Origin of the sequence: Kribbella sp. NPDC051586 (assembly GCF_044453965.1) — a bacterium.
Lineage (GTDB): Bacteria > Actinomycetota > Actinomycetes > Propionibacteriales > Kribbellaceae > Kribbella.
The window spans coordinates 286,780-312,462 of sequence record NZ_JBITDF010000002.1; the positions used below are offsets into that span (position 1 = coordinate 286,780).

General features: G+C 69.2%; 33 protein-coding genes and 1 riboswitch. Of the genes, 6 read left to right on the plus strand and 27 right to left on the minus strand.

Features of this window, described 5'->3' with window-relative positions:
• Positions 1-47 precede the first annotated feature (47 nt).
• Positions 48-137: riboswitch (glycine riboswitch) on the minus strand.
• A 15-nt stretch (positions 138-152) separates the two neighbouring features.
• The 10 genes from ACIA58_RS11790 to ACIA58_RS11835 all read right to left on the minus strand — a co-directional run bounded on the left by ACIA58_RS11790 (position 153) and on the right by ACIA58_RS11835 (position 6,840).
• Positions 153-1,046, minus strand: coding sequence for a dihydrodipicolinate synthase family protein (locus tag ACIA58_RS11790; protein ID WP_396403602.1), 894 nt, complete (start codon positions 1,044-1,046; stop codon positions 153-155).
• 27 nt (positions 1,047-1,073) lie between these two features.
• Positions 1,074-1,580, minus strand: a complete 507-nt coding sequence (locus ACIA58_RS11795) for a MerR family transcriptional regulator (protein WP_233714804.1) — start codon at positions 1,578-1,580, stop codon at positions 1,074-1,076.
• 317 nt (positions 1,581-1,897) lie between these two features.
• Complete coding sequence (locus tag ACIA58_RS11800) at positions 1,898-2,392, minus strand: bifunctional nuclease family protein (RefSeq protein WP_396403603.1); 495 nt, start codon at positions 2,390-2,392, stop codon at positions 1,898-1,900.
• A gap of 49 nt (positions 2,393-2,441) precedes the next feature.
• Positions 2,442-3,140, minus strand: a complete 699-nt coding sequence (locus ACIA58_RS11805; protein WP_396403604.1) for a MerR family transcriptional regulator — start codon at positions 3,138-3,140, stop codon at positions 2,442-2,444.
• Complete coding sequence (locus ACIA58_RS11810) at positions 3,127-3,663, minus strand: FHA domain-containing protein (RefSeq protein ID WP_396403605.1); 537 nt, start codon at positions 3,661-3,663, stop codon at positions 3,127-3,129. Before ACIA58_RS11810 ends, ACIA58_RS11805 begins: the two co-directional genes overlap by 14 nt.
• Positions 3,664-3,790: 127 nt before the next feature.
• The gene (gene gcvH / locus ACIA58_RS11815; protein ID WP_396403606.1) at positions 3,791-4,174 is read right to left on the minus strand and encodes a glycine cleavage system protein GcvH; all 384 of its coding nucleotides are present in this window, start codon (positions 4,172-4,174) and stop codon (positions 3,791-3,793) included.
• A 30-nt stretch (positions 4,175-4,204) separates the two neighbouring features.
• Positions 4,205-5,059 (minus strand): DUF881 domain-containing protein, encoded by an 855-nt coding sequence (locus ACIA58_RS11820; protein ID WP_396403607.1) that lies wholly within the window; start codon positions 5,057-5,059, stop codon positions 4,205-4,207.
• Positions 5,060-5,061: 2 nt separating this feature from the next.
• A complete protein-coding gene (locus ACIA58_RS11825; RefSeq protein WP_012920789.1) occupies positions 5,062-5,394 on the minus strand; it encodes a small basic family protein in 333 nt (110 codons plus the stop codon).
• Entirely contained in the window at positions 5,391-6,239 is an 849-nt protein-coding gene (locus ACIA58_RS11830) for a DUF881 domain-containing protein (protein WP_396403608.1), read from the minus strand. Before ACIA58_RS11830 ends, ACIA58_RS11825 begins: the two co-directional genes overlap by 4 nt.
• A gap of 4 nt (positions 6,240-6,243) precedes the next feature.
• Positions 6,244-6,840, minus strand: a complete 597-nt coding sequence (locus ACIA58_RS11835) for a CDP-alcohol phosphatidyltransferase family protein (RefSeq protein ID WP_396403609.1) — start codon at positions 6,838-6,840, stop codon at positions 6,244-6,246.
• A 198-nt stretch (positions 6,841-7,038) separates the two neighbouring features.
• Between ACIA58_RS11835 and ACIA58_RS11840 the strand changes: the two genes are divergently transcribed.
• Positions 7,039-7,407: a YciI family protein gene (locus tag ACIA58_RS11840; protein ID WP_396403610.1), complete on the plus strand. Its 369-nt coding sequence runs from the start codon at positions 7,039-7,041 to the stop codon at positions 7,405-7,407.
• Positions 7,404-8,600 carry an RNA polymerase sigma factor gene (locus ACIA58_RS11845; RefSeq protein WP_396403611.1) on the plus strand — a complete coding sequence of 399 codons (1,197 nt, stop codon included), beginning with the start codon at positions 7,404-7,406 and terminating at the stop codon, positions 8,598-8,600. The genes ACIA58_RS11840 and ACIA58_RS11845 overlap by 4 nt, the downstream gene beginning before the upstream one ends.
• Here the strand turns inward: ACIA58_RS11845 and ACIA58_RS11850 are convergent.
• The 3 genes from ACIA58_RS11850 to ACIA58_RS11860 all read right to left on the minus strand — a co-directional run bounded on the left by ACIA58_RS11850 (position 8,575) and on the right by ACIA58_RS11860 (position 10,068).
• Positions 8,575-9,339 (minus strand): class I SAM-dependent methyltransferase, encoded by a 765-nt coding sequence (locus tag ACIA58_RS11850; protein WP_396403612.1) that lies wholly within the window; start codon positions 9,337-9,339, stop codon positions 8,575-8,577. The two genes, ACIA58_RS11845 and ACIA58_RS11850, sit on opposite strands and share 26 nt — an antisense overlap.
• Before the next feature lie 208 nt (positions 9,340-9,547).
• Positions 9,548-9,685, minus strand: coding sequence for a hypothetical protein (locus ACIA58_RS11855; RefSeq protein ID WP_396403613.1), 138 nt, complete (start codon positions 9,683-9,685; stop codon positions 9,548-9,550).
• Positions 9,682-10,068: a VOC family protein gene (locus ACIA58_RS11860; RefSeq protein ID WP_396403614.1), complete on the minus strand. Its 387-nt coding sequence runs from the start codon at positions 10,066-10,068 to the stop codon at positions 9,682-9,684. The genes ACIA58_RS11855 and ACIA58_RS11860 overlap by 4 nt, the downstream gene beginning before the upstream one ends.
• 57 nt (positions 10,069-10,125) lie before the next feature.
• Between ACIA58_RS11860 and ACIA58_RS11865 the strand changes: the two genes are divergently transcribed.
• On the plus strand, positions 10,126-10,737 hold the full coding sequence (locus ACIA58_RS11865) for a GNAT family N-acetyltransferase (protein ID WP_396403615.1): 612 nt from the start codon (positions 10,126-10,128) through the stop codon (positions 10,735-10,737).
• On the opposite strand, the gene ACIA58_RS11870 is transcribed toward ACIA58_RS11865, so the two are convergent.
• Entirely contained in the window at positions 10,738-12,351 is a 1,614-nt protein-coding gene (locus ACIA58_RS11870; RefSeq protein ID WP_396403616.1) for a DNA polymerase Y family protein, read from the minus strand. It lies immediately after the preceding gene.
• Positions 12,351-13,346 (minus strand): hypothetical protein, encoded by a 996-nt coding sequence (locus ACIA58_RS11875; protein ID WP_396403617.1) that lies wholly within the window; start codon positions 13,344-13,346, stop codon positions 12,351-12,353. The genes ACIA58_RS11870 and ACIA58_RS11875 overlap by 1 nt, the downstream gene beginning before the upstream one ends.
• A 77-nt stretch (positions 13,347-13,423) precedes the next feature.
• On the opposite strand from ACIA58_RS11875, the gene ACIA58_RS11880 reads away from it, so the two are divergent.
• The 3 genes from ACIA58_RS11880 to ACIA58_RS11890 are packed head-to-tail and all read left to right on the plus strand — an operon-like array spanning position 13,424 to position 15,175.
• Positions 13,424-13,960: a hypothetical protein gene (locus ACIA58_RS11880; RefSeq protein ID WP_396403618.1), complete on the plus strand. Its 537-nt coding sequence runs from the start codon at positions 13,424-13,426 to the stop codon at positions 13,958-13,960.
• Positions 13,961-13,970: 10 nt separating this feature from the next.
• Positions 13,971-14,435: a PPOX class F420-dependent oxidoreductase gene (locus tag ACIA58_RS11885; RefSeq protein ID WP_396403619.1), complete on the plus strand. Its 465-nt coding sequence runs from the start codon at positions 13,971-13,973 to the stop codon at positions 14,433-14,435.
• A complete protein-coding gene (locus tag ACIA58_RS11890; protein ID WP_396403620.1) occupies positions 14,435-15,175 on the plus strand; it encodes a PIG-L family deacetylase in 741 nt (246 codons plus the stop codon). Before ACIA58_RS11885 ends, ACIA58_RS11890 begins: the two co-directional genes overlap by 1 nt.
• Here ACIA58_RS11890 and ACIA58_RS11895 read toward each other — a convergent pair.
• From ACIA58_RS11895 to ACIA58_RS11950, 12 genes are all read right to left on the minus strand, one after another.
• The gene (locus tag ACIA58_RS11895) at positions 15,138-15,830 is read right to left on the minus strand and encodes a GntR family transcriptional regulator (protein WP_396403621.1); all 693 of its coding nucleotides are present in this window, start codon (positions 15,828-15,830) and stop codon (positions 15,138-15,140) included. The genes ACIA58_RS11890 and ACIA58_RS11895 overlap by 38 nt on opposite strands.
• Before the next feature lie 115 nt (positions 15,831-15,945).
• Positions 15,946-16,890 carry a zinc-binding alcohol dehydrogenase family protein gene (locus ACIA58_RS11900; RefSeq protein ID WP_396403622.1) on the minus strand — a complete coding sequence of 315 codons (945 nt, stop codon included), beginning with the start codon at positions 16,888-16,890 and terminating at the stop codon, positions 15,946-15,948.
• A gap of 61 nt (positions 16,891-16,951) precedes the next feature.
• On the minus strand, positions 16,952-17,851 hold the full coding sequence (locus ACIA58_RS11905; protein ID WP_396403623.1) for an amidohydrolase family protein: 900 nt from the start codon (positions 17,849-17,851) through the stop codon (positions 16,952-16,954).
• 1 nt (position 17,852) lies between these two features.
• Positions 17,853-18,245 (minus strand): cupin domain-containing protein, encoded by a 393-nt coding sequence (locus ACIA58_RS11910; protein ID WP_396403624.1) that lies wholly within the window; start codon positions 18,243-18,245, stop codon positions 17,853-17,855.
• Entirely contained in the window at positions 18,242-19,798 is a 1,557-nt protein-coding gene (locus ACIA58_RS11915) for an FAD-dependent monooxygenase (RefSeq protein WP_396403625.1), read from the minus strand. Before ACIA58_RS11915 ends, ACIA58_RS11910 begins: the two co-directional genes overlap by 4 nt.
• Before the next feature lie 17 nt (positions 19,799-19,815).
• Positions 19,816-20,538 carry an SDR family NAD(P)-dependent oxidoreductase gene (locus tag ACIA58_RS11920; RefSeq protein ID WP_396403626.1) on the minus strand — a complete coding sequence of 241 codons (723 nt, stop codon included), beginning with the start codon at positions 20,536-20,538 and terminating at the stop codon, positions 19,816-19,818.
• A complete protein-coding gene (locus tag ACIA58_RS11925; RefSeq protein WP_396403627.1) occupies positions 20,535-21,233 on the minus strand; it encodes a GntR family transcriptional regulator in 699 nt (232 codons plus the stop codon). Before ACIA58_RS11925 ends, ACIA58_RS11920 begins: the two co-directional genes overlap by 4 nt.
• Positions 21,234-21,400: 167 nt before the next feature.
• Positions 21,401-21,796 carry a RidA family protein gene (locus ACIA58_RS11930; protein ID WP_396403628.1) on the minus strand — a complete coding sequence of 132 codons (396 nt, stop codon included), beginning with the start codon at positions 21,794-21,796 and terminating at the stop codon, positions 21,401-21,403.
• On the minus strand, positions 21,796-22,884 hold the full coding sequence (locus tag ACIA58_RS11935) for an Ldh family oxidoreductase (RefSeq protein ID WP_396403629.1): 1,089 nt from the start codon (positions 22,882-22,884) through the stop codon (positions 21,796-21,798). The genes ACIA58_RS11930 and ACIA58_RS11935 overlap by 1 nt, the downstream gene beginning before the upstream one ends.
• Before the next feature lie 115 nt (positions 22,885-22,999).
• Positions 23,000-23,779, minus strand: a complete 780-nt coding sequence (locus tag ACIA58_RS11940; protein WP_396403630.1) for an ABC transporter permease — start codon at positions 23,777-23,779, stop codon at positions 23,000-23,002.
• Positions 23,776-24,570: an ABC transporter ATP-binding protein gene (locus ACIA58_RS11945; RefSeq protein ID WP_396403631.1), complete on the minus strand. Its 795-nt coding sequence runs from the start codon at positions 24,568-24,570 to the stop codon at positions 23,776-23,778. Before ACIA58_RS11945 ends, ACIA58_RS11940 begins: the two co-directional genes overlap by 4 nt.
• A gap of 16 nt (positions 24,571-24,586) precedes the next feature.
• Positions 24,587-25,609 (minus strand): ABC transporter substrate-binding protein, encoded by a 1,023-nt coding sequence (locus ACIA58_RS11950; RefSeq protein WP_396403632.1) that lies wholly within the window; start codon positions 25,607-25,609, stop codon positions 24,587-24,589.
• Positions 25,610-25,683: the final 74 nt, after the last annotated feature.

Here is a 25,683-nt window from a genome sequence, read left to right on the forward strand (position 1 = left end):
TCGTAGCCTCCCCCTCTGTCACGCCACTGACCGCGCTCCAGAGTCGCCTGTGGCACTCGGTCCATGGGCCTGAGAGGTTCCGGGGAGGAATTGCCCCTTCGGCGCCCGATGACACGGGTCTCTCCCGAGTGCTGTGTACGGCTGAAACGAGGCTACCAGGAATCCTCGAACAGTTCGGGCAGCAGCCGGCGGGCGACCGGCCGCGCGGCGTCGACCTGCTCCGCGGTGGCCGACTGCATCGGCCAGCGGACGCGGGTGCCGACGTCGGCCCAGTCACCGACCGCGGCGAGGAACTTGTCCAGCGCCGGGTTCGACAGGCCGATCGTCTGGAGTGGTACGACGTGAGCGGCGAAGAACTCCGCGATCCGCCGCTCGACGTCCAGATCGTGCGCGGTCCGTACGGCGCCGGTGGGCGACAGGGCGGCGACGTTCGAGTAGCTGCCGTGCGCACCGAGTGACGACATACTCGCCAGCAAGTGGCCGGGTACGAAGATCGCCAGCCCGGACCGAGTCGCCTCGTCGAACCAGGCCTTGTCCCCACCGGCAGTCTTCAACCCGATCAAACTCGGCACTGCCTCGGCCAGCTCGCACAGCTGCCGCGGCGCAACAGCCGTCTTCGCGTGCGGCGGGTTGTACAGGACGAGCGGCACCTCCCCTGCCACGTCTGCCACCCGTTGGAGGAAGGCCGGCACCTCACGCGCATTCAGCGGAAGCCAGTCCGGGACGATCACCTGGATCGCACCAGGCGCCAGCTTCGCCGCCCGCTCGACCCGCGACAGCTGGACCTGCGCCGACGGATGACTCGCGCCGATCTGGAACGGTTTGCTGGACCCCGCGAGCAAGGAGTTGATCCGGTCGAACTCGTCCTCGGTCAGCGTCTGGAACTCCCCCGCCGTCCCGTGCGCATACAGCCCGTCCAGCTCGCTGGCTTCGAGCACGGCGAGTTGGGACTCGAGACGGCCGAAGTCGATCGAGTCGTCCACGTTCAGGGGCAGCAACAAAGTCGCCCACACACCGCGGAGCGAGTCAGCAGTGAGTGGGCGCACAGGGGTAAATCTACGGGCAGAGCTAGGTCAGCCGGTCATCCGGGCGCGACGGCGGGCGGCGAGCTCGTCGCCGGCGTGGCCGTCGGAGTCCCCTTCGTCGTGACCGTCAGCACGCTCCGTGGGCAGCTCGGACAGCGAACCCTCGACCTCGCGCCAGACGCCGCCGAGCGCGATACCGAACACGCCCTGGCCGCCGGCCAGCAGATCGATCACCTCGTCGGGCGAGGAGCACATGTACACCGAAGCGCCGTCGCTCATCAGCGTGATCTGGGTCAGGTCGTCGAAGCCGCGCTTGCTGAGGTGCGCGATCGCGGTCCGGATCTGCTGCAGCGAGATCCCGGCGTCGAGCAGCCGCTTGATCACCTTCAGCAACAAGACATCACGGAAACCGTACAACCGCTGCGTCCCGGAGCCGGTCGCCGGGCGAACCGACGGCGAGACCAGACCGGTCCGTGCCCAGTAGTCGAGCTGCCGGTAGGTGATCCCGGCCGCGGCGCAGGCCGTCGGTCCCCGGAACCCGACGTCCTCCGGCATCGGCCGCAGGTCGTCGTCGAACAGCAGACCCTGGACGCCGGCGGTGGCCGTAGCAGCTGCCACAGCCTCGGCGTGCGCGTCGGACGTCGACTGCGCCGTCAGATCCGTGTCGCCGGTGCGTGTCACGCCTGAGCCTCCCTGGATACCGACTGGAACGAGCCATCTCCGTGGAGTGACAGCACCCCACGACTCCTTCACGGTAAGCCGCCGCCCCAACCGGGTCAACGACAACCGCATCGAGCCGGGAGCGTGTCGCGACCGCCGTACGAATCGTTACCAAGCCGCTCTTGTACCACCCGGGGCCAAAACTCCGGGCGTCAACTCTTGTCGAAGTCCTCCGGAGTCACCTGGTCGAGGAACTCCCGGAACCGCTCGACCTCCTCTTCCTCCACCACCTCGTCGGTGTCGTCGGTCTCACTCTCCGGAACCGGGATGCCGGCCTCGGCCAGGATCTCCTCGGCGCAGAACACCGGGGTGCCGGTGCGCAGCGCGAGCGCGATCGAGTCCGACGGGCGGGCAGAGATCTCGGTCTTGTCGTCGAAGACCAGGATGGCCTCGAACACACCGTCGTTCAGGTTCACGATCCGGACCTGGCTGAGCGTGTGCCCGAGCACCCGGATGGTCTCGGCGAACAGATCGTGGGTCAGCGGCCGGGGCGGCTCCATGCCCTGCTGGGCGAAAGCGATCGCACTTGCCTCAGCGGCACCGATCCAGATCGGCAGGTACCGCTCCCCGCCGACCTCTTTCAGCAGCACGATCGGCTGACTCGAGGGCATCTCCACCCGGACTCCGACCACGTCGACTTCGCGCACACCTTCAGCCTACTCCGCAGGGAAGCCCCGAGTAGGCCCGCGGGGTTGCCTATGGACGCGGCAGGCGGGATCGGACCAGCGCGGTATGCAGGCGGACGGTCAGGGCGGCCAGTTCCTCGGTCTGTTCGGTACGCCGAGGACCGGTGACCTGCTCGATCAGGCCGACCTCGCGATCGGCCGCCGTACGGAAAGCGCGCAGGTGCCGGGGCTCGAGGCCGTAGCCGGCCAGCTCCGCGGCGACCTGGGCGATGACGATCGCGTCGCCGCCGTAGTGGTTGCCGCTGGCCACCACCAGCCCGTGGCTCTCCAGCTCGGCGAGCAGCTCGGCCGGTACGCCGGCCGCGGCCCGCAGCTCGTCCCGGGTCAGCCGCAGCTCGGTGCCCGCGGCACCGAAGTCGTCCGCGACCGGCTGACCGGGGGTCTGCGGCAACGAGGCCGGCGCGACCGGTGGGCCGGCGGCGGCGGGACGCAGCCCGCGGTCGATCGCGCCGAGATGCTCCTTGATCACCTTCAGCGGCAGGTACTGGTCGCGTTGCGCGGCCAGCACGTACCTCAGCCGCTCGACGTCCGCGGGGCTGAACTTGCGGTACCCCGACGCGGTCCGGGCCGGGGTCACCAGCCCCTCGGCCTCGAGGAACCGGATCTTGGAGATCGTGACATCGGCGAACTCGGCCTGCAGCAGCTGCAGCACCTGGCCGATGCCGCGGCCGTCCGCAGGCCTGTCGGCGGTGGGATCAGGCTTGGCCACTGGCGTAGTACACCAGCCGGTACTTGCCGATCTGAACCTCGTCGCCGTTGTTCAGCTGGACCTCGTCGATCCGGTCGCGGTTCACGTAGGTGCCGTTGAGGCTGCCGACGTCGCGGACCTTCACGCCGTAGGAGTCGCGACGGAACTCCGCGTGCCGGCGGGACACGGTCACGTCGTCGAGGAAGATGTCGCTGTCCGGGTGGCGGCCGGCGGTGACCACGTCGACGTCGAGCAGGAAGCGGCTGCCCGCGTTCGGCCCGCGCTGGACGATCAGCAGGGCGGATCCGGCCGGCAGTGCGCCGACGGCGGCCTCGTCGTCGGCCGAGAGCGGCTCACCGGTCTGCTCCGGCTCCGGCTCCGCGCCGATCGGCGTCAGCATCGCGGTGTCGGTGACTCCCGGCGTCGGCTGAGGGGTCGCCGGGGCTGCCGCCGGGCGGTCCGCGCCAGGCAGCATCGCTCCGCACTGCGAGCAGAACCTGCTGCCCTCGGAGTTCTCGTGCCCGCACTGGTTGCAGAACGGCATGCTGTGATCCTCCCGATCGCCGGGTGTCCGGCGACGTTTTCGATAGACCCCGTATGAACAGTGTGACGTGCTGGAACAAGATGAGGGGACCTCAACCCTCGACCAGCAGTTGAGGTCCCAAAACCTATCAGTTCTGGTCGAGCTGTCCCTGATAGGCATCGGCATCCATCAGCGCCGCGACCTCGGCCGCGTCCTCGACCTCGATGTCCAGCAGCCAGCCCTCGCCGTACGGGTCGCTGTTCACCAGGTCGGGCTGGTCGGCGAGTGCCTCGTTCACCGCGGTCACGGTGCCGTTCACCGGGGCGAACAGGTCGCTCACGCTCTTGGTCGACTCCAGCTCGCCACACGCGTCGCCGGCCCGCACGGTGCTGCCGACGTCGGGCAGTTGCACGTACACGATGTCGCCGAGCTGGTCCTGCGCGAAGTCGGTGATGCCGACCCGCACCGGTCCGTCGCTACCGGCCTTCAGCCACTCGTGCTCGGCCGTGTACTTCAGGTCTTCGGGGTACACCTTCGGTCCTCTTTCACTCAAGGAGAACAGCTACTTGGTCGGGCTGGGCGCCGGGCGAGCGTAACGATGCTCCTCCGACGCGTGCAAGGCGGACACGAGGACGGTCGGCAGCTCGTTCACCTCGGCCGTGCCGCCGATCTGCGGACCGGTCACCTCGCTGACCAGCCCGCCGGGGAAGTTGGCGGCCTCGGCCAGGTTGTGCGAGTCCCCGATCGCCTCGATGACGTACGGCGAGTTGACCTTCCGGCCGTCGATCTGGATCCCCGGCGGATCGTCCACGAAGTCGGTGCTCGCGACCACCCGGACCAACCCGTTGATCTGGATCGCCTCGGCGCCCGCGTCACGCAGCTCCTCGATCGCGTCCAGCAGGTTGCTCGAGGTCATCTTGCCCTGCGGGTCGTTCAGCGTGATCCGGACACCGGGACCTGTCGCGGGCAGCGTACCGGCCAGGATGCCGAGGGTGCGGACCTGGGCCTCGGCCTGCTCACGGGCGGTCTGCGCCTTGTCAGCGCTGGAGGACAGCGAGTTCTTCCGCTCCTCGAGGTCGGCGATCTCGCTCTCCAGCCGGCGGGTGTTCTGGCCGAGGCCGTCCAGGATCGCGATCAGGTCCTCGCGGCGGGCGTTCTGGTAGCCGTCGTCGGCGCGGTTCACCCGGACCTGGACCACGGCGACGCAGGCGACCAGCGCCAGTACGACGGCCACGATCGCCTGTCCGCGGGACGGTTTGAACCCGGCCTTGAGCCGCCGCAACGCCAGGTTGGGCGTCTTCGGCTTCGGCATCGGCGTCGGCGTCCGGGGCTGCGGCGGCTCGACCGGCTCCGCGGCCTTGTCTGCCTTGTCTGCCTTGTCCGGGTTGTCCGGCGTCGCCGGCTTCTCGTCGCTCATGGTCAGGCCCGGAAGATGTGGCGACGGATGGCCGCCATGTTGGTGAAGATCCGGATGCCGAGCACGACGACCACGCCGGTGGACAGCTGCGACCCGACGCCGAGCTGGTCACCGAGGTAGACGATCAGGGCCGCGATCAGCACGTTGGAGACGAAGGACACGACGAACACCTTGTCGTCGAAGATCCCGTCCAGGAACGCCCGGAGCGCCCCGAACACCGCGTCGAGCGCGGCCACGACCGCGATCGGCAGGTAGGGCTGGGCCCAGTCCGGCACGTCGGGCGCGACCAGCAGACCGATCACGACGCCGATCACCAGTCCGAGTACGGCGATCATCTCGAGCTCACTTTCGCGTAGCGCAACGCGATGGTCGCATCGGCCGGCACCAGCAAGGAGTCCTCCGTCGTGATCGTCATCCGGACATCGAAGTTGCTGACCAGGTACTGCACCCATCGACCGCCCGAGCTCTGCGCGAACCGGGCCGGCATGGTCGCGGTGTCCCCGATCGCGAGCACCGTGTACGGCGGGGTCAGCGAGCTGTAGTCGACCGTGATCGCGCTGCCCGCGCCGCGGATCGCGGTCAGCGACGTGATCCGGTGACCGTTCACCGAGATCGCCTCCGCGCCGGACGTCCACAGGCCGTTGACCAGTTGCTGCAGGTCGACGTCGAGCAGCCGGCCCTCTTTGGCGTCGGCGTTCTTCGCGTCATCGATGACCGCCTTGAGCCCGGGACCGGTGACCGAGATCGCCCCGGTCTGCAGCTCGAGGTCGTCGAGCTTCTGCTGCAGGGCGGCGCCGGTGCTGTCGTTGCTCAGTCCGCTCGCCTGCAACCGGCGCACCTCGTCGGCGAGCTCGGACTGGTGATTGCGCAGGCCCGTCAGCCGGCTGTCGGCCTGGTTGATGCGGTCGATCAGCTCGTTGCGCTGCTTCTCCGCCTCGGGCGCGCCGCGGTAGTTCTGCGAGGCGGCGATCGCGAGCAGGAAGCCGAGCACGAGCGTGGCCGCGACGAGCATCACCCGGTGCCGGGATCGGAGCGTCTTGCCGCCGTCCTTCGGGCGGGTCCGGGCCGCGACGGCGTACCCCTCGTCGATCGGGTGCGCCATCAGGTTGTTCAGCAGCGACATCGACGCGTCGACGCGCCGAGGCTTCTGCGCCGGCTGTAGGGGGGCTTGCTGTGTCACGGGTCTACCCGGCCGCGTCCTTGATCGGCTTCACCGTCTGGACGAGGTGCCGCAGCTGGGCGAAGTACAGCGCGCCGGCCCAGTAGTACAGCCCGGTCCCCCAGATCGCGAACGCCCAGCCGAAGACGCGGGCGAGCAGATTGAGGGTGGTGTCGCCGTCGCCGAGCAGGAGCAGCGGGAACGCGTACAGCAGGCAGAACGTGGCCGACTTGCCGAGGAAGTGCACCGGCAGCGCGTTGAAGCCGCGGCGGTGCAGGGCCGGCAGGGTCAGCGTCAGCAGGACGTCCCGCAGCGGCAGCGCGATCGCCAGCCACCACGGGATGATGTCGCGCAACGCCAGGCCGATGACGGTCGCGAAGATGTACAGCCGGTCGGCGACCGGGTCGAGCATCTGGCCGAGCCGGCTGGTCTGGTTCATCCGGCGGGCGATCTGGCCGTCGGCCCAGTCGGTGAAGCCGGAGACGGCCAGCACGAGCAGGGCCCAGCCGTCCTCCTTCGGGCCGAGCACCAGCCACAGGAACAGCGGCACACCCAGCAACCGGAGGAAGCTGAGCGCGTTCGGGATCGTCCAAACCCGGTCGGACACTTCCAAGTCCGGCACGCGACCCCTCCCTCTCTCACCCTGATACCCGTCGTAACTCTACTGGGGCACCCCGACAGGTTTACGCCCGGCCATGCCGGGGCATGCCCCGACTTTCCCCTGATACCAGAACGCGCCCACCGGCGGCCCGCTATGCCTGCTGCGAACCGGTGACCCGATCGATACCCGAGAGTGATCCTTGGAACGGGAGGGCTGATCATGAAGTTCTTGGTGCTGATCTACGGGAACCCGGAGTCACGGGCGGTCTGGGACTCGCTGTCCGACGAGCAGAAGAAGGAAGGCATGGCCGGGTACGCCGGCCTGCACGAGGCGCTCGCAGTGCGCGGGGAGCTCGTGGCGTCGGAGTCGCTGGACGACCCGGGGCTGACGAAGCAGGTGCTGGTCCGCGACGGCAAGCCGATGACGACGGACGGGCCGTTCGCCGAGGTGAAGGAGCAGTTGGCCGGGTTCTACCTGCTCGACTGTGACTCCATGGACCGCGCGGTGGAGATCGTCGCGCAGATCCCGGAGGCGCCGTTCAGCGTCGTGGAGGTCCGGCCGGTGCGTGATCTCGGCGCCTTCACGTGATCGAGGAGCTGCTGCGGGAGCAGGCGCCGCAGGTGCTGGCCGCGCTGGTCCGGCGGTACGGCGACTTCGACGCGTGCGAGGACGCCGTACAGGAGGCGCTGCTTGCCGCATCGCTGCAGTGGCCGGGCGAAGGTGTTCCGGCCAATCCGCGGAGCTGGCTGATCACGGTCGCGTCGCGGCGGCGGATCGAAGTACTGCGGAGTGAGGCGGCGCGGACGCGGCGGGAGGAGGCCATCGCCGTCGCGCCGGACCCGGAGCCCGCATCGTCGGTCGACGACTCGCTGACGCTGCTGATGCTGTGCTGTCACCCGGCGCTCACGCCGCAGTCGCAGGTCGCGCTCACGCTGCGGGCGGTCGGCGGCCTGACCACGGGTGAGATCGCGCGGGCGTTTCTGGTGCCGGAGGCAACGATCGGGCAGCGGATCAGCCGGGCGAAGGCGAAGCTCCAGGGTGCGCGATTCGTGATGCCGCCGGCGTCGGAGCAGCCCGAGCGGCTGGCCGCCGTACTGCATGTGCTGTATCTGATCTTCAACGAGGGCTACACAGCGTCGTCCGGTACGTCGCTGCACCGGGTCGAGCTGAGCACGGAGGCGATCCGGCTGACCCGGCAGTTGCGGGCGCTGCTGCCGGCGGAGGGTGAAGTGGCCGGACTGCTGGCGTTGATGTTGCTGACGGATGCTCGGCGGCCGGCCCGGACGACCGCGGACGGGGCGTTGGTGCCGTTGCCGGAGCAGGACCGGGCCTTGTGGGATGCCAAGGCGATTGCCGAGGGCACCGAGCTGATCACGTCCACCTTGCAGTCGGCGCCGGTCGGGCTCTACCAGCTGCAGGCGGCGATCGCCGCGGTCCACGACTCGGCCGCGCGCGCCGAGGACACGGACTGGCGCGAGATCCTGATGCTGTACGAACTCCTCGAATCGACCGCGCCGGGTCCGATGGTGACGCTGAACCGGATCGTCGCGGTCGCGATGGTGCACGGCCCGGCTGCCGGGCTGGCGCAGCTCGACGATGTGGACGCCGCGTTGCAGGGTCACCATCGGTTGGCAGCGGTGCGCGCTCATCTGCTGGAGCTGTCAGGCGATACGGCTGCCGCGCTCTCGGCGTACGAGCTTGCCGCGCGGCTCACGCAGAGTCTTCCCGAGCAGCGCTACCTGCAGGCGCGCGCTTCTAAGCTCTCGGCCGGCCCCAGCTGAGCTCGGCCTCGATCTTCAGCTCGAGTACGCCGTCCCTCGCGTACGGCCGGACCGCTTCCTCGACGGTCGCGTCGAAGTCGGCGGCCTCCTCGGGCGTCATCAGGTCCCGCGCCAGGCTCGACGTCGAGTGGAACTGTTCGACGTAGTCGGCGACCTTCTGGCGGTAGGTGACGGGCGCGGTTCGTGCCGTACCGGTGAGCTCGAGGAGGCCGCGGTCCCGGATCGCGTCGACAACGCTGTACTTCGGGTCGTGGTCCTTCTTGTGTGAGTGCCGCTGAATGGCTTTTATGACGCCGTCCCACCACGGCATGTCGATGGGGCCGTGCTCGATGACGACGAGCTGGGCATTCGGGGTCAGCTGCGGCACGATCCGCGCGAACGTCTCCTCCCACGGCATCCAGTGGATGCTCGCGCCGGCCGTCACCAATGCGTACGGGCCGTCGAGGTCGGCGGTCTCGATCGCGCTGACCTGCCAACTGATGTTCGGGTGGTCGCCGCCGGGGCGCTGCTTGCCGGCCTCGACCATCGGTGCGGAGAAGTCGATGGCGTCGACGTGCTCGACCCGTGGCGCGAGTGGCCGGGCGAGCGCGCCTTCACCGGCGCCGATGTCGAGGACACGTCGTGGTTCGTCGGTGATCAGGGCTTCGAGGCGGTCGAAGACCTCGTCCGGGTACGGCGGCCGATGCTGATAGGCCTCCGCTACCGCCTCCTGCTGGAACGTCGCCGCAAGCTCAGTCATGTCTCGGAGCCTAGCCCCGGCATCACGTGCCCCACGGCCGATTCTGCTGCCGGCCTAGCGCGGAACTACGGCATCGGCGGGGTCGTTGTCGGTGGGGTCGTTGTTCGTCAGCCAGCCGCGGAGCTGGTGCTGGGCCGGGCGACCCCTCCGGCCTCGGCTGTTCGGAAAACGGCGCCTGCAATGCCGCGAACGCCTTCTCCCGTTGCGGTTACTGCAGCGCCCGGCCGGATCTGGTCAGATCGTTGAGGACCTCCGGGTACTTCTCGACGTACTCGTCCCAGGACCTGTCCGCACTCGCCCAGAAGTCGAGGAACGCGGGCACCAGGCCCCGCACCGTGACGGTCATTCGCTCCCCCAGACCGTTGCATGCTGCTCGAAGTACTCCGGATCGCTGTGCATCGGGATGACGCAGAACAGATGGCCGCCCGGGGCTTTGAGGGTGTGGCAACCCTGCCAGCTGGCGACCTCCACCGCGCCGAGCTCGGTCAGCCGGGCGACCTCGGCGACGACGTCGTCGGTCTCGATGTCGAGGTGGTACCGGGGCTCGTCGTCGACGGACTGGATCGCGGCGACGTAACCCGGAATGGCGTTGTGCAAGCTGATGAACTGCGGTTCGCCCTCCGGCGACGACGTCCGTACGCCGAGGGCCGCGGACCAGAACGCCGCGGCGCCGTCCACCTCGTCCCGCCGTACGTCGATCAGAAACGTGGACACTCGGCTGCGATGCATGCGGATCAATCTAGTTCCGGACGCGGGTCGTCCGGAACAAGGACTAGCGTGCTCACCATGCAGGCGATCGAAGAGACGCAGGTGACCGTCGTACCGGCGAACGAAGCGCCGTGGGGAGACCTTCAGACCATCTTCGGTACGACGGACGCGGGGCTGTGCCAGTGTCAGCGGTTCAAGATCCGCGGGTGGATCTGGCGGGACTCGACGCTGGACGAGCGGATGACGCGACTCCAGGACCAGACCGCCTGCGGTACGCCGGACGCGAAGTCGACAGCCGGGCTGATCGCGTACGTCGACGGTGAGCCGGCCGGCTGGGTCGCCGTCGAGCCGCGGACGGCGTACCCGAAGCTGCGGACGTCGCGCGTGCCGTGGACGGACCGCTCCGAGGACAAGGACGACGAGAGCGTCTGGGCCGTCACCTGCATGACGGTCCGCAAAGGCTTCCGCGGCCGCGGCCTCACGTATCACCTCGCCCGCGCCGCGATCCCGCACGCCCGCACCCGCGGCGCCCGCGCGCTGGAGGCCTACCCGATGTTCACCCAGCCCGGCAAAACCATCACCTGGGGCGAACTCCACGTCGGCCCCCACCAAGCCTTCGAAGAAGCCGGCTTCCACCAGATAACCCACCCGACGCTCCGCCGCACGGTGATGCGCATCGACTTCGTCTGATCAGTCGTAGGTGGCTTGGGCTTGCCAGGTGGTTCGGTGGAGGGTGAAGAGCCAGGCGCGGGTGTCGGCGGTCTGGAACTGGAAGCGGGCCTGGCGGGACTCGGTGCTGGGATCCCACCAGCGTTCGGTGCTGAGCCATGGGCCGGCCCAGGCGACGATCGGGTGGATCTTGTTGCTGTCGGCAACTTGGACACCTGCGCCGGGGCCGGGGGCGGCGGGCAGCAGGGAGAACGCGGTGGGGACGCCGGACAGTTCACCGCGGGCGGTGACTGCTATCTGGGTGCCGTCGGCGGCGAAGACCTTGGCGGGGAGCGGGTCCGGGAAGATCGTGGTCGGGGCCGGCGTGGGCCAGCGCTCGGCGCCGGTGATCGCGCCTGGCCACGGCTGGTCCGGGGGTCGTGCCGGCACCGGCGGATCGCCCCACGGGATCAACGTCTGCCGCTCCGCGAACCCTCGCCCGCCACCGATCACCACCGACACGACCGCACCGTGACCGAGCATGCTCTGCACCCGCGACAACGCCCGGTGGATCCGCTCGTCCGGCCCACCGCCCCACAACCCGTCGACATGCGCGCCGACCGGATCCGCCTGACCCGGGATCAATCGGATCCGGACGACAGGTGACGTCAGCTCGCTGGTCGCCGTGCCGCTCCCCTGCAACTGCCAGCGCACCCGGTCCACCACGTCCGCCGCGGTGAACCAGCGCGGGTGCAGCCACTCCCGCTCGTGGATCCGCCCGGACTCTGTGCCGACCTCGATCCGCAGCGTCGTACACACCAGGCCGAGCTCGGTCAGCCGGGCGATCAGCTCGTCGGCGATCGCCCGGACCGCGAACGCGACCTGGTCGACGCGGTCCACGGACGGCTCGAAGTCGAGCGCCCGGGTCAGCTCCGGCGGCACCTCCCGGCCGGTCACCGGGCGATCGTCGGACCCGCCGGCCAGCCGATGGGCGAAGGCACCTCCGGGCCCGAACCTGGTCAGCACCTCGGTCCCCGACAGCTGCGCGAACGCGCCCAACGACCGCAGCCCCAACCGGCGCAACAGATCCGTGAGCTCCGGCTGCTCGAGCAGGTCGACCGACAACGGCGCGAGGAACTCCGGCGATCCGCCCGGCGGCACCACCTGCACCCGGGTCCGCGCCGAGCTCGCCCGCGCCGCCTGCTCCGCGGCGAACGGGCCGTCGGCGATCCCGACCCGGCTGCCCGGCACGTCGAACGTCTCCAACCGGTCGAGCAGCTTCTCCGCCGCCGCCTCCTCGCTGCCGTAGAACCGGGCCGGACCGCGCGCCTTCAACGCGCACATGCCCGGGCGGATCACCTGCACGCCCGGAGTGATCGCCTCCAGGCACGCGATCACCGGGTCGAACGCGCGCGCGTCGATCACCGGGTCGTACTTCAGCACGACCAGCTCCGGGCACCGCGACTGCGCGTCCCGGGCCCGCTGCCCGCGCCGCACCCCTTCGGCCCGCGCGGCGGCGGAGGTGGCGAGCACCTTCCCCTTCTCCAGCACGACGATCGGCTCCTCCGGCGACCGCCCGGTCGCCACCGCGGCCGCCGTCACCGGCCAGTCGGGCACCCAGATCACCATCGTGCGGGTGAGTCCACGGCCGCCCATCAGCCCACCGCGCCGATCTCTTCCACCCACTCCTCCTGCCAGCCGGGGGCCTGCTCGCGAGCCGGCTCGGCGGACCGGATGGCGCCGTCGGGGGCAGGAAGCCAGAGCTCATGACGACGAGCGCGGACGGCGGCGCGCCGACCGGTCACCGCGACCGTGGCCCGGCGGGCGGTGAGCAGGCCCTCGCCGTCACCGAGACCGGTCCAGGTGTTGCTCTCGATCTCGAACCTGGCCTCACTGCCGGGCCAGGAGCCGTACGCGATCAGCATGGCCCCGCGGGTCCGGAGCCGCGCCGCGAGCCGGGACGCCTCCCCCGGTGTCACCTCACCGGGCGGCCGGACGACCACCACTGTCAGCGCGTCCACCAGCGCGGCGACAACGCTGAGCCACTCGCGGCCGGGATCCGGGACCAGCACGAGCCGCTCCAGGTCGACCCCGAGCCCGCGCGCCGCCTCGGCCCCGAACGAGGGCACCCCGACGACTCCGCACCAGGCGCCCTCGGCGGACGGGCCGGCCATCAGCGCCATCACCAGAGCGGCACTGCCACGCACGGAGTACACCGAGCCGCCGCGCAGACTCGCCCCCGCCAGCAACTCACTCACCGCCGGATGTGTCGGCAGCTCCCGATCCACCCCTGCCGTATCCAGCGCCTGCTGCACCCGCACCACCGACGGCACCCGCGTCACCCCACCCCCGACCGAGGCAAGCCGCACACCAGGCTCGTCGCGAACCCGCTCCGGATCGGGACGGGTGGACTCGAGGTAGACATCAGGGTCGAAGCCGGTGACCGTCGCCAACCGGGCAGGATCCGGGAGGCCGGAATCCAGGTAGGAGGAGTCCGGGCGGGAGGAGTCGGGATGGCCAGGATCCGGCAGGCCGGGTGAGGCGAGGAGGTGGTCCTCGGCTGCCGCCTTCTGCGCTTTGGCCTGGGCCAGGAGCAGGCGTGCCTGGTCGAGTGCCGTGACCCGGCTCGTCGCTGCCTTGCTCCCCGTCATGAATCCATGTTCGAACACCTGTTCGAACATGTCAATGTGGTCGTCCACAGGCCGGTGATCTGGTTAGAGTCCGAGACATGCGACGCGTCGAACACCCTCGGTTCACCACCGCGCTGGCACAGATCGAGGACAGTATCGACGCCGCCTGGGACAGTTTCTGCGCCGGTTCGGGCGTCGGCCGGGGTACGGCGGAGGCGCGCGAACTGGCCGAGGTCGTGCTCCAGGACACCTCGGAGTTCGACTGGCGGGTCGTGGACGGAGCGCTCAACCAGCTGACCTGCCCGGACTGCGGTTCCACCCTCGGCGCCGGCGACGAGGGCTGCGCAAGCTGCGACCGGGCGAACGGCTTCCGCTTCGCGGCACAGGAGACAGACCGTCCCGGCGTACCTCCGGGCAACGAGCATGCGATCCGCGTGTCCTCAGCCGTGGCCCGGACCCGGAACCGCTACACCCCACGCGCCCGCGCCGGCTACGAGCTCCTCCTCCCCGACCTGCTGTCCGGCGTGCTTCCGGCGACCGCCCAGGCACAGCGCCTGAAGCACCTCATCAACCAGCGCACCGACGACGAGCTGGAACACCTCCTCACCCCGTCGGACCTCCAGCCGGACGCATAGGGTGGGCAGCATGCCGAGGACTATTGCTACCAACACCAAGGTCGACCTGGACGGGCTGCTGGAGTTCGTGCGGCCTCGTCATCACATGCTGCTGATCGCGTACCGCGCGGACGGAACGGCGCAGGCATCGCCTGTGTCCGGTGGTGTCGACGGCGAGGGCCGGATCGTCATCTCGTCGTACCCGGAGCGGGCCAAGGCCACCAACGTGAAGCGGTCCGGCAAGGCCGGCGTGGTCGTGCTGTCGGACGAGTGGAACGGCGCCTGGGTGCAGGTGGACGGCAGCGGTGAGGTGATCGAGCTGCCGGACGCGGTCGAGCCGCTGGTCGACTACTACCGTGCGATCTCCGGCGAACACCCGGACTGGGACGAGTACCGCGAGGCGATGGTGAAGCAGGGCAAGTGCCTGATCCGCATCACCCCTGAGCGCTGGAGCCCGATCGCCACCGGCGGCTTCCCGGCCCACCTGGCTGACTGATGCCTACGGCGCTCGTCGTCCACGCACACCCGGACGACGAGGTGTTCGCGACCGGCGCCGCCACCTCCGTCCTGAGCGAGCAGGGCTGGTACGTCGTACTGCGCGTCGCCACCGCCGGGATGCACGGAGCGGCGGACCACCTCACCAACTCGTGTGCGCTGCTCGGGATCGACGAGTGGGGCTGGCTCGGCGCAGCGGACCAGTGGATCGACGACGGCGGCCACAACGGCCCACGGACGCTGGCCGCGGCGTCACCGGCCGACCTAGCCGCGGAGGTCGAGAGAGCGGTCCGCGAGCTCGAGCCAGAGCTCATCCTCACTGTGGGCCAAGACGGACTCACCGGTCACCCGGACCACATCGCCATCTCACAAGCGGTCCAGCGAGCACTCCAGCACGGCCATTGCCGCACGCTGGGTGCCCGCGTCAGAGCGCACGACGTCCGTGCGGGTGAGGCGCTGGTCCAGCGACTCGCACCAGGTCAGCAGATCGGGTCGGGACACGTCACTGGATGCGACGTACCGCTCGAGGAGATCAGCGGAGGATCCGAGCAGCGCAGGCGGCAGGCACTTGACGAGTACTACGACGGGTTGGGCAGCAAACCGCTCGAAGAGCTGATCGGCGTGCACCGGGCCGGCAGCGACGGCCTGTTACTCCGAGCGGTCTTCGACGCAACGGGCTGGCGGCAAGACCGGTTCGAAGAGCTCACGGCTTGGCCGAGCGACGCTCCATCGTCTCGGTGATGCGCTGCATCGCACCTTCCAGGTGTTCGCGCAGCGCGGCCTCCGCGCCCTCCTCGTCGTGCGCGACGCACGCGTCGAGGATCGCCTGGTGCTCCCGACGGGTCTGCTCGATGCGGGCCTTGGTCTGCCGGGAGCCGAACCGGTAGCGCTCGCTGTTCTGCCAGACCGGCTCGATCGCTCGCGGCAGCCACCGTGAACCGCCGGCCCGGTAGATGGCGAAGTGGAACTCGGTGTGCGCCTGCCGGGACGCGATGTTGTCACCCAGCTTCGACAACCGGACATGCTCGGCCAGTGCGTCCCGTGCGGTCGACGCGTCGGTATCGGAGAACCGCGTCGCGGCCGCCCGCACGGCCAGCGACTCCAATGCCAGCCGGGTCGCGTGGGTGTCGCGCAGGTCCTCTATCGACAGCTCGCGGACCCAGGCGCCCTTGTGCGGGACGATCTCGACCAGTCCGAGCGCGGCCATCCGGCGCAGCCCTTCCCGGATCGGCATCTGGCTCATGTCCAGCCGTTTGGCGAGCTCCTCGAGCCGCAGCGCGGTACCGCTCGGAAGCTCACCGGACAGGATGAGCTCGTGCAGCTCGGCGGCAGCTTCCTCGGCGAGCGTACGACGGCCGGTCGGCCCCCCAGGCGTGAGCTCGAGTCGTCGGATCATCAGTAGCGGGCTGCCTCTCTCCTATTCAGCTCTGGAGGTACCGTAGCCGCCGAGCGGGTTTCTGAGGGCCTTCGACGACGGATTGCTCAGCTGAACCCCAACAAATACGAGTGGTCTAGGCCAGCCGCAACGCGGTCAGGTCCAGCAACGCTCGCCCGGCTTGCCGATCCAGCGCCTCACCGATCCGGTCCGCGGGCACCACGTCGTACTCCGCTCGCCACGACGCCGCTGCGATATCGGCGAGTGCCTGTCCGACCGCATCCGGTGTCAGAGCAGTCCGCTGCAGGTTCACCGGCAGCACCCGCAGGTCACGGCCGATCAGCTGATGCAGATCGATCGTGGTGAACTCACCGGCCTTGTAACCGAGGACTGCGATCCGGCCGCCCGGAGCGATATGCCCCAGCACTCCACCGGTCACCGGACCGCCCATGGTGTCGATCGCAGCGTCACACCACTGCAGCTCCCGACCAACCTGTCCCAAACCGTCTACCCGGACGATCTGGTCAACCAGCGCCGTTGCGGCATCGACAGCCGCCTCCATGGACACCAGTCCGATCACCCTCGACGCACCAGCCGACCGTGCGATCGCAGCGCACATCCGCCCGAGCAGATTGTTCACTCCGGTGACCACCACGGTCTCGCCGGGCAGTACGCCGGCAACGCGTCGTACTGCGGTGTGTGCGGTCAACGCCTGCGTCAGCAGCGTCAGCGCAGTTCCCGGCTCAAGCGACGACGGCAGCCGATGTACGGCGGCATCCGGCACGACGGCGTACCGACCCCAGACGCCAGGCCTCGTCACGCCGACACCTTCGCCCCGGACGACGACAACCGTTCCGGCTTCGACGGCGTCTGAGCTGAGGACCACGCCGGCCCCTTCAGAGCCCGGCACGAACGGCGCCGACGGCTGCTTACCGGCCAGTGTCGACCGGTCCTGCGGAGTCACCGCAGCCAGCCGCATCTCCACCAACGTCTCACCCGGACCGGCGGACAGCTCGACCTCTTCGGCCTTCAGCTGTTCACCCGGCCCGTGACTGTACAAGACAGTCCCCCGTGTACTCACGCCTCATCCCCGTTCACGATTTGATATCTGATCACACCCTCGACCAGACAGAACACCCGTCTCACCACGCGGCGACCTCCTTCGCCAGCGGCCGCGTCAACGCCTCGACCGTCGCGGACCGCGCGGCGGACACCCCGTCGCTGCCCATCGGGAACGGCCAGTCACTCCCGGCCAGCACCCGCTCGGGCCCGAACGTCTCGTTCAGCAATTCCAGTACGGCGTCGTCGTGCACCAGATCGTCGACGTAGAACCGGCGCAGCGCGTCGATCACCGGCAACGACACCGGCTCGATCCCGGGCCGGTCCGTGTCGATCCCGCGCTGCCACCGTCCGGCGACGGCTGCCGTCACACCACCCCCATGGCACAAACAGAACCGGATCCCCGGGAAGCGGCCCGGCACGTCCGCGAAGACGAGCGAAGCCGCGGCCACTCCGGTCTCGTACGGATTCCCCAACAGGTTCGACAGGTAGAACGAATCAAGCCGCTTGTCGTCACTGCTGCTGGGATGAATCAGTGTGAACGCGTCCAGCCCGTCGAGCACCTTCCAGACCGGATCCAGCCCGGCGTAGCTCGGCGTACCCAGTGCGAACCCGCTGAAGACGCCCTCGCCGGCCAGACCGGCGGCCACCGACGGCGCGGCCGGGTCCAGCAGCGGCAGGTGCGCCAGTACGCGCAGTTGGGGTGTGGCGAGCTCGCGAAGCCCCTGATTCACCAGCTCGGCCCACTCGACTCCGGCGTCGTACCGGAAGAGGGGCGGTGGGACGGAGACCACGGCGCCGTCCAACGACTGCTCGGCGATCCAGTACAGCAGGGCGGCCGGGTCGGCGAGCCGACTCATCGGCAGACGCTGCCCGTCGACCACCAGCGAACCGTTGTCGACGGACAGGCCGAACTCACCCCGGTGCGCCGCCGACAGCACGGTCGGCGGGATCAGGTGGGTGTGGACGTCCCAACCGGCCATGTCAGCGGGCGTCCTCGTCGTTGTCGTAGAAGTCCGGCCGCTCCGGGTAGTGCGGCCCGTCGTACACCTCCAGCAGCACGGAGGTCTCCTCGGCCCGCGTCGGGCCGTGCACGACACCCTTGGGGTTCCAGTAGAAGCTGCCCTTGGTCAGCGTCGTCCCGGTCGGCAGGTACACGTACCGGCCGGACAGGCAGAACATGAACTGGTTCGACGCGTGCTTGTGCTCGGACGGGATACCCGAGCCCTGCTCGAAGCGCACGAGAGCGATCGAGGCCTCGGTCTCCGGGTCCCGCCACAGCATCTTGTGGGACAAGCCGTCCAGCGACTTCTCCACCCACTCCAGGTCGTCGGTCTGCAGCAGGATCTCCCGCAGCGGCTGGTCAAAACCGGTCATGGCACCTCCCGACCAGTGATGCGGCTGTAGAGCTCCTCCGCAACACCAGTACCCATCGGGGCCACCGCAGCCACATGTCCGTCCGGACGGAGCAGAACCACGGTCTCCGGCGGTACGCCGTACCGCTTGGTGGCAACGCTGCCGGGATCGAACAGCGCACGGTCCCGCAGGCCGGAGTCGTGCGGCGCGTCCCACCGGGACACCGCATAGTGCTGCAGCGCAGGCGATTCGTTCACCGGGATCTCGGGGCGCCGGCGGACGTCGGTGAAGTACAGGGCGACGAACGAGTCCCGGCACAGGTCGTGGATCGTCACGCGACCGGTCGGGCTCTGCAGCACCAGGTCCGGGGCCCGGTCGCCGGCACGCACGGCAGGCGGCTCGGCCGAGGTGGCAACCATCGACCAGTCACCGGAGCCGTCCACGTCCAGCCGCACGCTGAGCAGCGTTCGCGTGTACGCCGTTGCCCAGTCGCTCGTTCCCGCGGTGACAGCACCCTGCTGGAACGACATGTACTTCCGCGCCGCCTCGGCCATCTCGCCCGAGCCCTCGATCGCCACCGGCCGCTGCTCCTGCTCGTACCCGTCCAGCAAGGACGGGTCGGCCCAGCCACGCAGTACCCAGGCCAGCCGCCACGGCAGGTTGGACGCGTCCAGCGCACCGGTGTTCAGGCCGAGTGCCCACATCGGCGTGATGAGGTGGGCCGCATCGCCCATCAGGAACACCTTGCGGTCCTTGGTCCACTGCTCGGCGACCCGGTGGTGGACGTTGTAGACGACCGAGCCCATCAGTTCGATGCGATCCACCTCGCCGATGAACTGCTTCACCTTCACCAGCAGGTCCTCGTCGTCCGGCGCGTCGGCGCCGGGCGCCAGCGGGAACAGGAACCGCCAGTTGTCGGGCTGCCGGATCAGCACCATCCACTCGGACTTGTCGGCGAAGTACGCGAGGTACGGGTAGTCCCTGGCGTTGTCGACGTCCAGGTCCACCACGACGTCGATCAGCATGTACCGCTCGGGCAGCGTCTCCCCGACCACCTTCACCCCGAGCGCATCGCGGATCCGCGAACGCCCGCCGTCACAGGCCAGCAGGTACGACGCCTCCAGCTCCTGCGGACCGTCCGGTGTCTCCAACTGCAGCACGACGCGGTCGTCACATACTTCGAACGAGGTCAGCCGGCGCTGCGTCAGCACCGGCTCTGGCAGCGCCGCGGCCAGTAGCGGCTCCATCTTCTGCTGCGGCAGGTTGATGACGAAGGGGAACTGCGTGTCGTTCGCCAGCTCGGACAGCTGCACCGAGGCGCGCGGGGTGTTCGTCGCGCGGTCGATGTCACCGATCTCGTCGATGCGCAGCGCGGCGCCGAGGATGCGGTCGACCGCGCCGTACCGGTTCCAGATCTCCAGCGTGCGGCTGAGCGTCGTGCCGGCTTTGGTGTCGGACGACAGGACGGCGTCCTCCTCCAGCAGCACGTACGGGATGCCGTAATGCGCGAGACCGAGCGCGGTGGTCAGACCGATCGGTCCGGCACCCACCACGGCAACAGGCAGTTGGTTCACTCGTTCACTCCGGGCAGCTAGATAAAGCTTGTGAGCTTGGCAAAGGCACGTTCCCGGGTCAGCACCGACCCGGTCATCGCGGCCGCGTCGGACAACAGGAACAGCAGCGGCCCGACCACGTCGTCGGGGTCGCCGATACCTATGGTGTCGTGCCAGTGGTCCCGCTCGGCACCGGCGTTCGCACTGCGGAACTGCTCGGTGTCGATCACCCCTGGCGCGACCACGTTCACCCGGACCCGGTCGCCGGCCACCTCCACCGCCAACGACTTCGCGAACGCCACCAGCGCCGCCTTGCTCGACGTGTACGCCGCCGCGCCCGCGTGCCCCGTCGATGCCATCCCAGACGTGAACACGACCACCGAACCGGACTGGCGCCCGACCATGTGCGGCACGACGGCCTGACACGCCCAGACCACGCCGTCGAGGTTCACCTGCAGCGTGCGCGTCCACTCGGCCCGGTCCATCTCCAGTACCGTCGACCGCGGCTGCACAGCCGCACCGGCGACCAGTCCGTCGATCTGCCCGTACCGCTCCAGTACGCCGGCGACAGCGGCGTGGACCGCGGACCGGTCCGCTACGTCCACCTCGACGTACTCGACACCGTCAGCAGGCGGCGTGACGTCGAAGACGACCGCAGTACCACCGGCGGCGTTGACTGCATGAGCCAGCGCCGCACCGATGCCCCGCGCTCCACCTGTGATGACGACGACCTCACCGGTCGCGTCGAAGCTCACCTTCATGACGTCTCCTTCTGCTTCGACGTCATCGTCTCGGTGATCCGCTGGAACGCACCGGCCAGGTGGCTGCGCAACGCCCGCTCGGCCGCGTCCGGGTCCTGCGCGACGCACGCATCCAGGATCGCCTGATGCTCCTGCCGGCTCTTCTCGATCAGGTACGCCGTCGGCCGGCTCCCGAACCGGTAGCGCTCGCTGTTCTGCCAGACCGGCTCGATAGCCCGCGGCAACCACTGTGAACCGCTGGCCCGATAGATCGCGAAGTGGAACTCCGCATGGGCGTCGCGGGCGCCCGCAGACTCCTCTGCCCGCGACAGACGCAGATGCTCGGCCAAAGCGGCGGCTGCCTTCGTAAGGTCGTCCTCGGTGAACCGTGCCGCAGCCGCCCGTACTGCGAGACTCTCCAGCGCCAGTCTGGTCTCGTGCGTGTCCCGCAGATCCGACAAGGACAGGTCTCGCACCCATGCGCCGCGGTGCGGGATGATCTCGACCAGCCCGAGCGCCTCGAGCCGCCGGAGTCCTTCACGCACCGGCATCTGGCTCATCTCGAGCCGCCCGGCCAGCTCCACCAGCCGCAGCGGCGTACCGCTCGGCAGCTCGCCGGACAGGATCAGTTGGTGCAACTCCGCGGCCGCGTGCTCGGCGAGGGTACGACGTCCACCCTTGCCGCCACCCGGCAGCAATTCCAGCGGCCCGCTCATGCTCGCGTCACTGTGTTGCGCAGCTCGCCGAGGCTGTCGGAGCGCGTGACGACCACGCCAGGCATCTCGCGCCCGACGTGGTCCACCATCGCGTACTTCATCTCAGGTCCACTCGACGCCACGCATGAAGTTCACCCCTCACTCGTCCACGTCCTCGCTGCGCTCGATCATGGGATCACGGCGATCGCGTTGATCTCGATCAGGTAGTCGGGATGTGCGAGCTTGCTGACCTCGACCATGGTCGACGCCGGCAGCGGCTCGGTGAAGTACTGCGCCCGGATCTCGTGGATCTTGGCGAAGTCCTCCATGTTGCGCACGTACACATCCACCCGGCAGACGTCCGCGAGCGTGCCGCCGGCCGCCTCGACCGCCGCCTTCACGTTCTCGCACACCTGCCTGGTCTGTGCCCGGACGTCCCCGACTCCGACGATGCCGCCGTCCGGCTCCCGGGCGGTCATCCCGGACACGAACACCAGCCGCCCGGTCGCCTCGATCGTCGTGGCCTGCGAGAACACCCCGTTCGGGCTGCGCAGCGCCTCGGTCGAAACCTGTGTCTTCCCCATCAGCTCAACACCCCTCCCGCCGGTACGACGGCGCCTACCGCACGTGCCGCCTCCAGCAGCCCGTCCAGTCCCGACCGCTCGATCAGCACACCGTGCCGGCGCTGGTGCGCCGCACGCTCGGCCTCGATCTCGCCCGGCAGATGCAGCCGGTTCACGCCCGGAGCCGTCGCGCTCCCGCGGACCCGCGCCGCCAGGCCGGACGAGCGCAGGCGGAAACTCTCCACGCCGCCCATCAGCTCCGGGTCGATCGCCAGGAACAGGTGGGCGCAGTCGTTCGGCCGGTCCGGCTCCCGGTACAGCGGGCGGACCTGGTCGCCCCACCCGCCGCCGCTCAGTACGCCGGTGAGCACGTCGATCATCAACGCCAGCCCGAAGCCCTTGTGCCCGGCGGCCGGCAGCAGCATGCCGAGCACGGCCTCCTCCGGGTCCGTGGTCGGTGTGCCCGACGCGTCGGTGGCCCAGGTGTCGGGGATCGGCCGCCCGGCCGAGGCCGCCAGCCGGATCTTGCCGAGGGCAACCGCCGAGAGCGCCATGTCCAGCACGATCTCCACGCCGGCCTTGGTCGGTACCGCGATCGCCAGCGGGTTGTTGCCGACGATCCGCTCGGCGCCGCCCGGCGCCGGCATCAGCGGGGTGGTGTTCGACATCGCGATACCGATACACCCCGCCTGGCCGGCCTGCATGGCCCAGCGGCTGGCCGCGCCGAAGTGGTGCGCGTTGCGGACCGAGACCAGGCCGATGCCGTACCGGCCGGCGCGCTCGATCGCGTGCCCCATCGCCTGCGGGCTGGACAGCTGCCCCATCCCGCCACGGGCGTCCGCGACCATCGCGGCGCCGGCGTCGTACAGGATGTCGAGCTCGTTGTCCCGGGTCACCCCGCCGGCGTTCAGGCGTTCGACGTACATCGGGACCAGCATCACGCCGTGCGAGCTGACTCCGCGCAGGTCCGCCTCGACCAGCGCCGCGGCGATCTTGTCCGCGTCCTCCGGCTCGAACCCGACCGCCGTGAAGACAGCCGAAACCGTCGCCTGCAACCAGTCCGGCCGAACCAGCACGCGTCTGTCCGCGTCGGAAGCCTGTGCGGTCATCGGGCCTCCCGTCCTGGACCGAGGAGCGGAGGGAGCGAAGCGACCGGAGCGACGAGGGAAGGACGGGAGCAGAAGCCCGATGACTCGCCGCGCCCGAGGCGTGGCATCAGTAGAGTCACCGCTTCTCCTGGGCCCAAGGGAGCAGCAGGTGCTCGAGTAGCACCAAGCCGTAGAACAAGAGGATGCTCATCACGCTGAGGAGCATGATCGCGGCGAACGCCAGCGTGGTGTCGGCGCTCGCGCCGGACTGCTGGATCACGTACCCGAGTCCCTTGGTGGCGCCAACGAACTCGGAGATCACCGAACCGATCACCGCCAGCGAGATCGCCACCTTGAGCCCGGTGAAGATCTGCGGCATCGCGTACCGCAGCCGGAGCTTGAAGAACTCCTGCGGCCGGCTCGCGTCCAGCGACCGCATCAGCTCGACCAGCTCGGTCGGCGTCGACTTCATCCCCTGCGCGGTCGAGATGACGATCGGGAAGAAGCACATCAGCAGCACCATCACGACCTTCGGCCACTGACCGAAGCCCATCCACACCACCAGCAGCGGCGCGACCGCGACCTTCGGGATCGAGTTCACCATCAGCAGCAGCGGGTACACCAGCCGCTCGAGGACCACCGACCGGACGATCACCACCGCGATCGGCACCCCGATCACGATCGCGAGCAGGAAACCCTCGATCGTCTCCAGCAGCGACGTCCCGGTCTCCGACAGCAGGATGCCCGGCTGGTCGAAGAACTTGACCACCACGTCCCACGGACTCGGCAGCAGGTACGGTGCGATCGAGAACGCGACGGTCGCGCCCCACCACAGCCCGATCGTCGCCGCCAGACCGATGACCGGCAGCAGTACGGCGGCCGCGGTGGAGTTGGTCAGCCAGGATCGCTTGGTCATCGCCGTACCTCGTCCACCGGCCGCGCCTCGACCTTCTCGGCCAGCAGCGCGTGCAGCCGGGCGCTGATCGAGGCGACCTCGGTGATGTGCGCGTTCTGGCCGAGGCTGCGCGGCCTCGGGATGTCGATGTCGACGACCTCCCGCATCCGGCCCGGCCGGGGGGTCAGCACGACCACCCGGTCGGCGAGCACGACGGCCTCCTCGATCGAGTGCGTGACGAACACGATCGTGGTGGACAACTCCATCTTGATCCGCTGCAGCTCCTCGGACAGCTCGGTCCGGGTGAGCGCGTCGAGCGCGGAGAACGGCTCGTCCATCAGCATCACCTGCGGGTCGCGGATCAGCGACCGGCACAGCGACACCCGCTGCTGCATGCCACCGGACAGTTCGTGCGGCAGCCGCCCCTCGAACCCCTGCAGCCCGACCAGCTCCAGCAACTCGTGGGCGCGGTCCCGGTACGCCGCCTTGCCGCGGCCGGCACCCTTGTCGATCTCCACCGGAAGCATCACGTTCGACAGCACCGACCGCCACGGCAGCAGGGCCGGCCGCTGGAACATGAAGGAGACGTCGCGGCGCGGTCCGGTGACGGGATCCCCCGCCACCTCGACCGTGCCGGAGGTCGGCGGCAAGAGTCCCGCGATCAGCCGGAGCAGAGTGGACTTGCCACATCCGGACCGGCCGATCAGCGTGACGAACTCACCGCCGCGGACGTGCAGGTCGATCTTGTCGAGGGCCGTCACCCGGCCCTCGCGTCCGTCGAAGACCTGCCCTACGCCGTCCAGGCGAATCATCAGTGGTCAGACACCCCTAGCTCTTCGGAGCCAGGCTCATGGTGACGACGTCCTCGGGCTTGACCGAACCGACCGGCATCGCCTTCGACTGCTCCAGCAGCCCGATGACCTTCTGCACCCGCTCGAGCGTGACCTCGCCCAGCGGCCCGTCGAAGCCGACCGGCTTGATGTACTTCTGCATGATCGTCAGCTCTTTGGTGGCGACGTCGAGGTCGGTGCCCGGCACGTACTTCTTCAGGATCGCGGCCGCGGCGGCCGGGTTGTCGTAGGTGTCCTGCAGACCCTTGAGCAGCGCGCCGGTGAACTTCTTCACCTGGTCCGGGTGGTCCTTGGCCAGGTCCGACCGGGTGATGATCGCGTTGCCGTACAGCTCCGGCAGCACGTCGCCGTACGGCAGCGTGATGACCTTGCGCTGCTTCTTGTCGGCCTTCGCGATCAGCGGCTCACCGACCACGAACTGGCCGATGCCCTGGACCTTGCCCGAGGCCAGCAGGTTCGGCAGCGCCGGCGGCGGCGACGGGAGGAACGTGACCGACTTCGGGTCGATGTGCACCGCGTTCGCGTAGACCGGGAACATGACGGTGTTGGTCGAGCCCGGCTGGTCGCCGATGGTCTTGCCGACCAGGTCCGTCGGCTTGTTGATGCCCAGACCGTCGAGCGACATGATCGCGGCCATCGAACGCTGGTGGATCATGCCGACCGTGGTGACCGGCAGCTTCTGCTTGCCGAGGGTGATCACGGTCGCGGTGAAGTCGCCGATGCCGTAGTCGGCCTGACCGCCGGCCACCAGCTTCATCACGTCGACGGTGCCCGACCCGGGGGTGATCTTGACGTCGAAGCCGGCGTCCTTGAAGTATCCCTTGTCCAGCGCGACGTACGCGTACGCCTCGCGGCCGAAGGTGTTGAACGACGTCAGGTAGTTGACCTTCTGCAGCCCGTTGTCGGCCTGCTTGCCACCGCTGTCGTCACCATTGCACGCACTGACCAGGGCGAGCCCCAGGACCGCCATCAGCGCGATGACGGAACGCCTCAACCTCATATCGACCTCTCTCGTCCGATATTTGATCAAACATCAAATATGGAAAGGTGGTCAATTCGCCCGCGGGGTCTTCA

Excerpts from the sequence above, each read along its gene's own strand:
- ACIA58_RS11795 (WP_233714804.1), bottom strand. The coding sequence starts at position 1,580 with ATGCCGGAGGACGTCGGGTTCCGGGGACCGACGGCCTGCGCCGCGGCC.
- ACIA58_RS11810 (WP_396403605.1), bottom strand. The coding sequence starts at position 3,663 with ATGCCGTTCTGCAACCAGTGCGGGCACGAGAACTCCGAGGGCAGCAGG.
- ACIA58_RS11820 (WP_396403607.1), bottom strand. The coding sequence starts at position 5,059 with ATGAGCGACGAGAAGCCGGCGACGCCGGACAACCCGGACAAGGCAGAC.
- ACIA58_RS11825 (WP_012920789.1), bottom strand. The coding sequence starts at position 5,394 with ATGATCGCCGTACTCGGACTGGTGATCGGCGTCGTGATCGGTCTGCTG.
- ACIA58_RS11840 (WP_396403610.1), top strand. The coding sequence starts at position 7,039 with ATGAAGTTCTTGGTGCTGATCTACGGGAACCCGGAGTCACGGGCGGTC.
- ACIA58_RS11850 (WP_396403612.1), bottom strand. The coding sequence starts at position 9,339 with ATGACTGAGCTTGCGGCGACGTTCCAGCAGGAGGCGGTAGCGGAGGCC.
- ACIA58_RS11855 (WP_396403613.1), bottom strand. The coding sequence starts at position 9,685 with ATGACCGTCACGGTGCGGGGCCTGGTGCCCGCGTTCCTCGACTTCTGG.
- ACIA58_RS11860 (WP_396403614.1), bottom strand. The coding sequence starts at position 10,068 with ATGCATCGCAGCCGAGTGTCCACGTTTCTGATCGACGTACGGCGGGAC.
- ACIA58_RS11865 (WP_396403615.1), top strand. The coding sequence starts at position 10,126 with ATGCAGGCGATCGAAGAGACGCAGGTGACCGTCGTACCGGCGAACGAA.
- ACIA58_RS11870 (WP_396403616.1), bottom strand. The coding sequence starts at position 12,351 with ATGGGCGGCCGTGGACTCACCCGCACGATGGTGATCTGGGTGCCCGAC.
- ACIA58_RS11875 (WP_396403617.1), bottom strand. The coding sequence starts at position 13,346 with ATGACGGGGAGCAAGGCAGCGACGAGCCGGGTCACGGCACTCGACCAG.
- ACIA58_RS11880 (WP_396403618.1), top strand. The coding sequence starts at position 13,424 with ATGCGACGCGTCGAACACCCTCGGTTCACCACCGCGCTGGCACAGATC.
- ACIA58_RS11885 (WP_396403619.1), top strand. The coding sequence starts at position 13,971 with ATGCCGAGGACTATTGCTACCAACACCAAGGTCGACCTGGACGGGCTG.
- ACIA58_RS11890 (WP_396403620.1), top strand. The coding sequence starts at position 14,435 with ATGCCTACGGCGCTCGTCGTCCACGCACACCCGGACGACGAGGTGTTC.
- ACIA58_RS11895 (WP_396403621.1), bottom strand. The coding sequence starts at position 15,830 with ATGATCCGACGACTCGAGCTCACGCCTGGGGGGCCGACCGGCCGTCGT.
- ACIA58_RS11905 (WP_396403623.1), bottom strand. The coding sequence starts at position 17,851 with ATGGCCGGTTGGGACGTCCACACCCACCTGATCCCGCCGACCGTGCTG.
- ACIA58_RS11910 (WP_396403624.1), bottom strand. The coding sequence starts at position 18,245 with ATGACCGGTTTTGACCAGCCGCTGCGGGAGATCCTGCTGCAGACCGAC.
- ACIA58_RS11920 (WP_396403626.1), bottom strand. The coding sequence starts at position 20,538 with ATGAAGGTGAGCTTCGACGCGACCGGTGAGGTCGTCGTCATCACAGGT.
- ACIA58_RS11925 (WP_396403627.1), bottom strand. The coding sequence starts at position 21,233 with ATGAGCGGGCCGCTGGAATTGCTGCCGGGTGGCGGCAAGGGTGGACGT.
- ACIA58_RS11930 (WP_396403628.1), bottom strand. The coding sequence starts at position 21,796 with ATGGGGAAGACACAGGTTTCGACCGAGGCGCTGCGCAGCCCGAACGGG.
- ACIA58_RS11935 (WP_396403629.1), bottom strand. The coding sequence starts at position 22,884 with ATGACCGCACAGGCTTCCGACGCGGACAGACGCGTGCTGGTTCGGCCG.
- ACIA58_RS11940 (WP_396403630.1), bottom strand. The coding sequence starts at position 23,779 with ATGACCAAGCGATCCTGGCTGACCAACTCCACCGCGGCCGCCGTACTG.
- ACIA58_RS11945 (WP_396403631.1), bottom strand. The coding sequence starts at position 24,570 with ATGATTCGCCTGGACGGCGTAGGGCAGGTCTTCGACGGACGCGAGGGC.
- ACIA58_RS11950 (WP_396403632.1), bottom strand. The coding sequence starts at position 25,609 with ATGAGGTTGAGGCGTTCCGTCATCGCGCTGATGGCGGTCCTGGGGCTC.